The 8,484-nt window shown below is 42.7% G+C and carries 13 protein-coding genes and 1 pseudogene; 8 read left to right on the top strand and 6 right to left on the bottom strand.

The features are described 5' to 3' along the window. The 6 genes and pseudogenes from THEPK_RS02200 to THEPK_RS02175 form a co-directional block, all read left to right on the top strand. Positions 1 to 318, top strand: a pseudogene (locus THEPK_RS02200) (biotin--[acetyl-CoA-carboxylase] ligase); the annotation flags it as partial. Between the two features lie 186 nt (positions 319 to 504). Further along, positions 505 to 912 carry a hypothetical protein gene (locus tag THEPK_RS02195; protein WP_156882120.1) on the top strand — a complete coding sequence of 136 codons (408 nt, stop codon included), beginning with the start codon at positions 505 to 507 and terminating at the stop codon, positions 910 to 912. A 65-nt stretch (positions 913 to 977) separates the two neighbouring features. Next, on the top strand, positions 978 to 1,355 hold the full coding sequence (locus THEPK_RS02190) for a hypothetical protein (RefSeq protein WP_042697800.1): 378 nt from the start codon (positions 978 to 980) through the stop codon (positions 1,353 to 1,355). 82 nt (positions 1,356 to 1,437) lie between these two features. Beyond that, positions 1,438 to 1,743: a Gar1/Naf1 family protein gene (locus THEPK_RS02185; protein WP_042697797.1), complete on the top strand. Its 306-nt coding sequence runs from the start codon at positions 1,438 to 1,440 to the stop codon at positions 1,741 to 1,743. 6 nt (positions 1,744 to 1,749) lie between these two features. Continuing rightward, positions 1,750 to 2,670 (top strand): transcription initiation factor IIB, encoded by a 921-nt coding sequence (locus THEPK_RS02180; protein ID WP_052315873.1) that lies wholly within the window; start codon positions 1,750 to 1,752, stop codon positions 2,668 to 2,670. A 16-nt stretch (positions 2,671 to 2,686) separates the two neighbouring features. After that, positions 2,687 to 3,202 (top strand): metallophosphoesterase, encoded by a 516-nt coding sequence (locus THEPK_RS02175; RefSeq protein WP_042697794.1) that lies wholly within the window; start codon positions 2,687 to 2,689, stop codon positions 3,200 to 3,202. Between the two features lie 23 nt (positions 3,203 to 3,225). Here THEPK_RS02175 and hpkA read toward each other — a convergent pair whose 3' ends face one another. Continuing rightward, on the bottom strand, positions 3,226 to 3,429 hold the full coding sequence (hpkA, locus tag THEPK_RS02170) for an archaeal histone HpkA (RefSeq protein ID WP_042697791.1): 204 nt from the start codon (positions 3,427 to 3,429) through the stop codon (positions 3,226 to 3,228). Between the two features lie 418 nt (positions 3,430 to 3,847). Between hpkA and THEPK_RS02165 the strand changes: the two genes are divergently transcribed. Next, positions 3,848 to 4,237: a cell division protein SepF gene (locus THEPK_RS02165; RefSeq protein ID WP_042697789.1), complete on the top strand. Its 390-nt coding sequence runs from the start codon at positions 3,848 to 3,850 to the stop codon at positions 4,235 to 4,237. 54 nt (positions 4,238 to 4,291) lie between these two features. Next, the gene (locus THEPK_RS02160) at positions 4,292 to 4,912 is read left to right on the top strand and encodes a ZPR1 zinc finger domain-containing protein (RefSeq protein ID WP_042697786.1); all 621 of its coding nucleotides are present in this window, start codon (positions 4,292 to 4,294) and stop codon (positions 4,910 to 4,912) included. Here THEPK_RS02160 and THEPK_RS02155 read toward each other — a convergent pair. The 5 genes from THEPK_RS02155 to THEPK_RS12910 all read right to left on the bottom strand — a co-directional run bounded on the left by THEPK_RS02155 (position 4,909) and on the right by THEPK_RS12910 (position 8,301). Further along, entirely contained in the window at positions 4,909 to 5,436 is a 528-nt protein-coding gene (locus tag THEPK_RS02155) for an ASCH domain-containing protein (protein ID WP_042697783.1), read from the bottom strand. The genes THEPK_RS02160 and THEPK_RS02155 overlap by 4 nt on opposite strands. A 31-nt stretch (positions 5,437 to 5,467) precedes the next feature. Further along, positions 5,468 to 6,478: a homoserine dehydrogenase gene (locus THEPK_RS02150; RefSeq protein ID WP_042697780.1), complete on the bottom strand. Its 1,011-nt coding sequence runs from the start codon at positions 6,476 to 6,478 to the stop codon at positions 5,468 to 5,470. Further along, positions 6,475 to 7,323, bottom strand: coding sequence for a CBS domain-containing protein (locus tag THEPK_RS02145; RefSeq protein WP_042697778.1), 849 nt, complete (start codon positions 7,321 to 7,323; stop codon positions 6,475 to 6,477). The genes THEPK_RS02150 and THEPK_RS02145 overlap by 4 nt, the downstream gene beginning before the upstream one ends. Before the next feature lie 128 nt (positions 7,324 to 7,451). After that, positions 7,452 to 7,829: a hypothetical protein gene (locus tag THEPK_RS02140; protein ID WP_042696758.1), complete on the bottom strand. Its 378-nt coding sequence runs from the start codon at positions 7,827 to 7,829 to the stop codon at positions 7,452 to 7,454. Positions 7,830 to 8,088: 259 nt separating this feature from the next. Next, positions 8,089 to 8,301 (bottom strand): hypothetical protein, encoded by a 213-nt coding sequence (locus THEPK_RS12910; RefSeq protein WP_156882118.1) that lies wholly within the window; start codon positions 8,299 to 8,301, stop codon positions 8,089 to 8,091. Positions 8,302 to 8,484: the final 183 nt, after the last annotated feature.

Here is an 8,484-nt window from a genome sequence, read left to right as displayed (position 1 = left end):
CCAGAGGAACTTGTGGGCATCTCAACATCAATAAGCAAAGTTTTAGGAGTGCGGATTCCCACAGAAGAGGTGTTTAAAATCCTTGTGGAGCGGTTGGAGCACTGGTATGGAGAGTTCCTCAAGGGAAATGACGAGAAGATACTCCAAAAATGGAGGGAGAAGGCACTCTTAGGCAGAAATGTCAAAATAATAATGGAAGATAAGGAGATTGGAGGAAAGGCTCTGGATATTGATGAACTCGGTGCATTAATCTTGGAGCTTGAGGACGGGAGAAGAGAGAAAATTCTCTATGGAGATGTATCATTGAGGTTTGAATAGTCTTTTCTTTTTTGCATTCTTTTAGAAAAACAAAAAAGGTTATATATCCCAGCACGTACAAAACAAATGTACAAAATCTATCAGCAATGGACCAAGATGTAATCTCAATTTCCGGGGGGTGAACTCAGTGGGCTGTTTCATAGGTAGTGATAAATGGAACTTTTGAATTCTTTTGTTTTCCGGGGCGTGTTTATAGTAACCTTTATTAGGGTTTTTGCTGAATTCTTTCGGGTGGTTGTCGTGATCCCCAGATGGGATCACAGACTCAAAGACCCTGAAAGCGTGGCATTCGCAATTCTTGACGTTTTAGCAGACTTCGAATCAGAAGGAAAGCTGAAGAACCTGCCAAAATCCAAAAAATTTCCAGTAAAAACAATACTGGCAATACTCCTCTTTAAACAATACTACAACCTACCCCTCAGAGACGCCCAGCACTACGGCAGAAAATTCTTCGGAGCAAAACATTCACTACTCAACCCTCCACAACTGGGAGAAAAAGCTGAACCTCGAAGAACTGACAAACCACCTCCTGAAAAAACTCCAGAAATTACCCTACGCCAGCACTCAAGCAGACTCAACCATTATTACAAATAAAAAAGGGTAGGATAGAAGTTCAGGCAATAACGAGAATCCTGCCGGGTTTACTGTATCCGGTTGCTGTGAAGATCACAACTTCTGAGAACGAGCTGATTGAACTCCTGCCGGGGGGTTCTGGGAATTTTTATGCTGATGGGGCTTATGATTCAAAGAAAGTTCTGAACACTGTGGTGGAAAAGGGTTATCGGCCGATTGTTAAGAAAACTAGAACGCTCCAGGCGGTTTTTGGTAGTAAGAAGAGAGACAGAGTGTTTTCTGAAGAAGAGTACAGGCATAGGAATCCTCATGAGGGGTTCTGGGGTGCGTTTACAACGTGGTTTGGCAGTAGGATCCCCTGTTTTCTGAAAAAGACTACTGTAACCCGAATCCTGCTTGGGGTAATGTGTTATGGTCTGAAAATCCTCCTCAGAGTCAAATACTGTTTAAATAACAGGGGGTGAAACTAAACACGCCCTGGTGTTGCGAAAAGTTTAAAAGGATCGAAGAGGATATATTTAAAAGGTTTTCGATTGGGGTGGGGCTATGAAGCGTTTAGGCAAAGTTTCTCATTATGCCAAACAGGGTTTCTTAATACTCCGTTCAACATTCGCACCTGCGTTAAATGATCCTGTAGTAGATAAGAATCTTCAGCTTGTTGGAACTGTCAAAGATGTTTTTGGTCCAGTTAATCATCCATATGTTGCCGTAAAGCCTCGTGTTAAGGATCCTCAGAAATATGTTGGGGAAATTTTATACGTCGATGAGCGCAGAAAAAAATCTCCTTCTAAAGATAAAAAGCATAAGAGAAATGTCAAGAAAAAGCGCCCTGCCCCCCAAAAGAGGGGGTGAGAATTTTTGGCTCAATTTGGGGGTATTAGGAGATGTCCTATCTGTGGTTCGGAAAGTTTGATTTATGACCCAGGCAGGGCTGAGATCGTTTGTTCCAATTGCGGATATGTTTTGGACGAAGAAATTATGGACTTGGGGCCAGAGCGGAGGGCTTTTGAACCTGGACAGAGGGAAAAGCGTTCTAGAGTGGGGGCACCAGAGACTGTAATGCTCCATGATAAGGGACTTTCTACAGATATAGATTGGAGAAACAAAGACATCCACGGGGGCGACATTTCAGGAAGTATGAGAGCAAAGATTTACCGTCTTAGAATGTGGCAGCGAAGAATGAGAATAAGCGACTCTGTGGACAGAAACCTTGCATTCGCTTTGAGTGAGCTTGATAGGATGGGCTCTCAGCTGGGACTTCCCCGGAACATAAGGGAAATTGCAGCAGTTTTGTACAGAAAGGCAGTCATAAACAAGCTTGTTAGGGGAAAATCTATAGAAGGGATGGTTTCCGCCTGTCTTTACGCAGCTTGTAGAATCGCAAATGCACCCAGAACCTTAGACGAGATAGAAGATGTGTCAAAAGTTAGTAAAAAGGAAATTGGGAGAAGTTACCGGTATCTGGCGAGAGAGCTCCATCTTCGCCTAAAACCAACAAGCCCTATTGATTACGTCATACGATTTGGGGACCAGCTGGGAGTAAGTGAAAAGACAAAGAGAAGGGCGATAAAGATACTGAACCAAGCTATTGAAAAGGGACTCACAAGCGGAAAAGGTCCCACAGGGATAGCTGCGGCTGCTATCTACATAGCAAGTCTCCTTGAAGGAGAGAAGCTCACCCAGAGAGAAGTTGCCGAAGTTGCAAGAGTAACTGAGGTTACAGTAAGGAACAGATACAAAGAACTCGTGGATAAACTTAATATACGCATCCCCACTTAGACAAGTGGGAGAGGAAATGAAGATAGGAATACTCAGCGACACGCATTATCCCGACAAGACTTCCTATCTTCCAGATTTGATTTTTGACGTTTTTAGGAAAGAAGGGGTAGAGTTAATAATCCATGCAGGGGATTTAACATCCCCCGAGCTTTTTGAGATTTTTAAAGAAATAGCACCGGTGATTATCGTTAGAGGGAATTTGGACAAACCAATTTTTCCAGAAGAAAAAGTTCTAAAAATTGAGGACTTGAAAGTAGGAGTCCTACACGGTCATCAGTTTCTCAGCTTAGATGAACAGAGCCTCAAATACAAAGCCCTTGACATGGATGTTGATTTGCTAATTTTTGGCCATACACACAGGTTCTTCTACAAGAGCTACGAGTACATGGGAAAAGAAGTGCACCTCCTCAATCCCGGCTCCCCAACGGTTCCAAGAATGAGTGACCCAACGTTTCTCGTTGGCAAGATAACGGGAGAACGCTTCAGGTTCAACATTTACAAGCCATGGGAAACACAGTGGAGATATCCATAATAGAAAAAAGAAGGGAAAGGCCTTCAAGCCTTGATTGCGAGCTTAATGTCCTCGGCCTTGACGGTCTTTCTGCCAGCGTGTCTGGCGAACTCAACAGCCTTCTTTCCGAGCTCAATTGCGTATTCTTCGAGATACTCGGCGAGTATCTTGGCGGCCTCTTCACTAACTCTCTCAGCACCAGCCTTTCTAATCAATCTGTCAATTGGGGCAATTGGCAACTCAGCCATTCACAACACCTCCTTAGGAAATTCTTCATTCTTATTTTTTGAATTAAAGGTATATAAATCTTTCGATAAAAACAGTCGTTTTGGCTCTTTTCATCCCCCATTTTCTCATAAATACGTTGGAACTATCTATGGGAGAAGGTATGTGTCATATCTTTCGAAACTGTTTTTCTATATGAACACTCAATAGAATCTGGGAGCTTACCTAGGTAGGGGGTGCTATGCGTCATACTGCCCATAATGATTTTTTGATAGTCCATTAGGGGACATATTTTATTTTAATTTATTGATCGACAAAAGACGTACCTCTACTATTTCGTACATCCCCTCTTCGCCACTTATTAGCGAACTCATCCATAAGAAATATAAAGACCTAATACGAAAAGATAACTTAGTCAAGAATGTTTTTGAGGTGAAAAATATGGGATTGTTTGACAAGATTATCAAGAAAGAAGAAACAAAGAAAGAACTTGGAACAGGAAAAAAGAGAGATATTAGACATGATATTGACGTTGTTCCTCTGGAGGAGGATCTTATAGCGAAGACCATTGTTGAGCCGGAGATCAGGTATATTAAGAAGATTGTTGTCACCAGTTATACTGATTTAGAAAAAATTTCTGAAGAAATACAAGCAGGTAACATTATTATCGCCGATTTAACGCCGTTAGAATCAAAGCCAGAAGTGCTTGCCAAAGTCGTTGAACAACTAAAGGGAATTGCCCATGCCCTTGGTGGAGAGACAGCAAAAATAGCAAAACACGAGATTAAGATTCTCATTACTCCATCAGACATTAAGATATACAAAGGTTGAAGCTTCTTTAACCTTTATAAATCCTATTCTTCTTTTTAGTTCCGGTGAGCTGGGATGAACGAGACAAATGAGATACACGAGGTTAAGCTTGGCGATTGTCCAATATGCGGGGGAAAGAACACATTAAAGGCTCTCAATCACATTCACGAGATCCCATACTTTGGCAAGGTAATGGAGTCCACAATAATATGCGAGAAGTGCGGGTACAGAAACGCAGACGTAATGGTTCTCGAAGAGAAAGAGCCAAAGCTCTACACTGTCAAGGTCGAGGAAGAAAAAGACCTCTTTACCAGGGTTGTGAGGAGTAAAAGCGGTACCATTGAGCTCGAAGAGATTGGGGTCAAAATAGAGCCCGGACCTGCCAGTCAGGGGTTTGTGACGAACGTGGAGGGTGTGCTTGAGAGAACCAGAGAAACCCTGCTAATGGCCAGGGACTTTAAAAACCAAGAAAATGATGAGGAAAGCGTGAAAAAGATTGATGAGCTTCTCGCTTATATTGAAGACGTGAAGGAAGGTAAAAAGCCTCTAACAGTAAAGATCATGGATCCCTTTGGAAACAGTGCGCTAATAGGTGAAAAAGTCAAGAGCAGGCTTCTCACAAAAGAAGAAATCAAAAAGCTCAGCACAGGGCCTTATGTAGTGTATTACCCCGAAGAAGGTGAAGAGAAGAACTAAATATACTGAACTTCTCTCGCCGTAAGGTCTTCAAGGAGGCTTTTAACCCACGGCTTCCTTGTCCTGTTTGAAAGGTGGATTATCCCTTCAACATGAACTCCATAGAGCTCTTTCATTTTTTCTCTTGTGAGGGGCTCTTTAAAGAGAAACGGCTTTTCTATGGTAAAGGCGTAGCCGTACTCATTTATATACTGCTTGAGCCATTTCTTACCCTCTTCCTCCCCATAGACAAACCTAAGGCCGCTGGTGTCCTTCGTTAAATCCCATAGTGTCTCAAAATCCGCTTTTATTACCTCCCCAACTTCAAATCCCCCCACAATGCTGCCCCTTTTGGTCAAAACCTGTTCTTCAGTAAGGCCAAGCTTCCCTAGAGTCCTTCTTAAGACACCTAGGTCTCCTCTCGCAATGTAAAGAAAGACAGTGTCCCCTTCCCTAAAAACAGGAGCTTTCCTTATCTCGTGATACTTAAGCCCTCTGAATATCAGCTCTCCATAGACCTGATGAAGGGCTATTACATGCTTCACGCTCTCACCGACTCAAAAATCTGGGAATGAATTATAAATATTTGGTTTTTAGAGATGCCCTTATTATGTCACTCACAACTCCAGAAGCGGTCTCTTTGATCCCTGCCCCAGCCCCCTTAATAACTAACTCCCCCAATAGATCGCTCTCTATCAAAGCAACGTTTGAAGTGCCTCTGACAGCTAAAGGACTGTTAATGGGCAGTTCTCTGGGCTTTATCTCCACCCTTCCATCTTCCACAAGAGCAACAAGTCGCGTAACTGTTCCCCTTTTGAAGTTCTCCCTGATCTTCTTCTCTGATATTCCCTCTATACCTTCTATGTGGGCCTTTTTGAAGTCAAATTGGTGAAATGCTACGTTGTGCAAAATAACCCCCTTGTAGCCTGCATCAATTCCCTCAATGTCATTTGAGGGGTCTCTCTCCGCTATTCCGAGCTCTTGAGCTTTTTTAAGGGCCTCTTCAAAGCCCATGCCATCTTCCATAGCGTTCAAAATGAATGTCGTCGTGCCGTTGAGAACTCCCCAGATCCTCTCTATAGAATCAGCGGGGAGAGCACTTTTAAGGAGGTGTATTATAGGCGTCCCTGCCATTACTGTGGCCTCAAAAAGGTAGGGCACATCTTTTTTAGATGATACCTTGATGAGTTCTCCATATCTAAAAACCACGGGTGGTTTGTTAGAAGTTACAACAGCTTTTTCATTCTTCAGAGCTTCCAAATGCCATTCTGCAGCATTTTTGTCGTTGGTGACATCAACCACCACATCGCTATCGACTTCTTTAACCACTTCGGAAGGTTTCAGCTCATAAATCTCATACTCATTTCCCCAGAATTTAAGAGAACCAGCGCTTTTCTTAATTTCAAGGGCTTCTTTTAGGTCTATTCCGTTTGGATCCCATATCGTGGCGGTAGAATCAGTAATGCTCACTACTTTAATCTCAAGCCCGTATTTCTCTCTAAAGTACTGCTGCTTATTTAGGACTACCCCAGCAACGCCTTTTCCAACGTTTCCAAAACCAATAAGAGAGAGGGAAATTTCCCTCATGGCTTGTTCACTATTGCCTTTATGAGGTCAATATCTCTGATTAATCCTATTATTTCCCCTTCTCCTTTGACGACAGGCAACTGTTCTATGTGCTCCCTCGCCATTATGTTTGCTACTTCATAGACACTCATATGGGGAGTCGCAAGCTTTAATTCGGTTGTCATGATTTGTTCCACTGGCTTCTTGGGGAGCTGAAGTTCTTTTTTCTCAAACAGAAGCACCGGGTGGCTCTCCAGTATCCACTCCTCTTCACTGGAAGCCGCTAACTCAGCACTCTTCATAACCCTTACAACTTCACTGTCCTTGAGGAGGTCTGTCTCATCAACAATACCTACAAGGTTTCCGTCGTCATCTATTACAGGCAAAGCCATAGCGTTTGAAAGCAGAAGTGATTTTAACGCAGCCTTTAAAGGTGTTCCTTTCCAGACAACACTCACGTATCTCTGATAATACGGCTCAATTTCTATATTCTTCATTTTTTCGTTTTTGGAGAGATATCCCCCTATTATATCCCCCACCGTCAGAATACCAACAACACGGTTTTGCTCATCCACCACAACAACTCGTCTGTAATCATGTTCAAGCATCAGCTTAACGGCCTTTTTCAAAGTATCATTGGGGCGTACAGTAGGAACATCCCTCTTAACAAGCATTGCAAGCTGATCTTCATCAGGATGCAAAAGAACACTCTTTATGCTGACTATACCTACAAGCTCTTTTGTGCCTTTTTTCACCACAGGAAAAGACCTAACCCTATATTTTTTAAAAAGATCCATTGCATAGCTCCTCGTTGCCGGAAGCTCAATTACTACTGGGTTGGAAGTCATAAGGTTTTTAACTTTCATTTTTCATCACCGCTTTTATGTAAGAAGCCTTTTTACTATTTAAGTCTTTCACTAAATGAAGTGTATCTAAACATTGCACCCTGAAAAGCAGAGGCTGTGATTTCTGCACCACCGGGGCGTGTTTAGTTTCACCCCCTGTTATTTAAACAGTATTTGACTCTGAGGAGGATTTTCAGACCATAACACATTACCCCAAGCAGGATTCGGGTTACAGTAGTCTTTTTCAGAAAACAGGGGATCCTACTGCCAAACCACGTTGTAAACGCACCCCAGAACCCCTCATGAGGATTCCTATGCCTGTACTCTTCTTCAGAAAACACTCTGTCTCTCTTCTTACTACCAAAACCACCTGGAGCGTTCTTAGTTTTCTTAACAATCGGCCGATAACCCTTTTCCACCACAGTGTTCAGAACTTTCTTTGAATCATAAGCCCCATCAGCATAAAAATTCCCAGAACCCCCCGGCAGGAGTTCAATCAGCTCGTTCTCAGAAGTTGTGATCTTCACAGCAACCGGATACAGTAAACCCGGCAGGATTCTCGTTATTGCCTGAACTTCTATCCTACCCTTTTTTATTTGTGATAATGGTTGAGTCTGCTTGAGTGCTGGCGTAGGGTAATTTCTGGAGTTTTTTCAGGAGGTGGTTTGTCAGTTCTTCGAGGTTCAGCTTTTCTCCCAGTTGTGGAGGGTTGAGTAGTGAATGTTTGCTCCGAAGAATTTTCTGCCGTAGTGCTGGGCGTCTCTGAGAGGTAGGTTGTAGTATTGTTTAAAAGAGGAGTATTGCCAGTATTGTTTTTACTGGAAATTTTTTGGATTTTGGCAGGTTCTCAGCTCTCCTTCTGATTCGAAGTCTGCTAAAAACGTCAAGAATTGCGAATGCCACGCTTTCAGGGTCTTTGAGTCTGTGATCCCATCTGGGGATCACGACAACCACCCGAAAGAATTCAGCAAAAACCCTAATAAAGGTTACTATAAACACGCCCTCCACTGAAGAAAAGTTAATAACATTCAACACCCATTTCTAAGGATGGTGGTCTTATGCGGAAAGTGGGATTAATTGTAGCTACACCCTAGTTCCCATTAGATCGTTAGAGTTATAAGCACTTAAGTCTTTTGGTTGATTGGTGGTTGTTATGAACTTTCAGCAGGAAATCCTGATCAT

It is taken from the genome of Thermococcus sp. PK (genome assembly GCF_000430485.1).
Classification (GTDB): domain Archaea; phylum Methanobacteriota_B; class Thermococci; order Thermococcales; family Thermococcaceae; genus Thermococcus_A; species Thermococcus_A bergensis.
The sequence above is the reverse complement of the archived record's forward strand: the minus strand, read 5'-3'. Positions and strand labels throughout refer to the sequence as shown.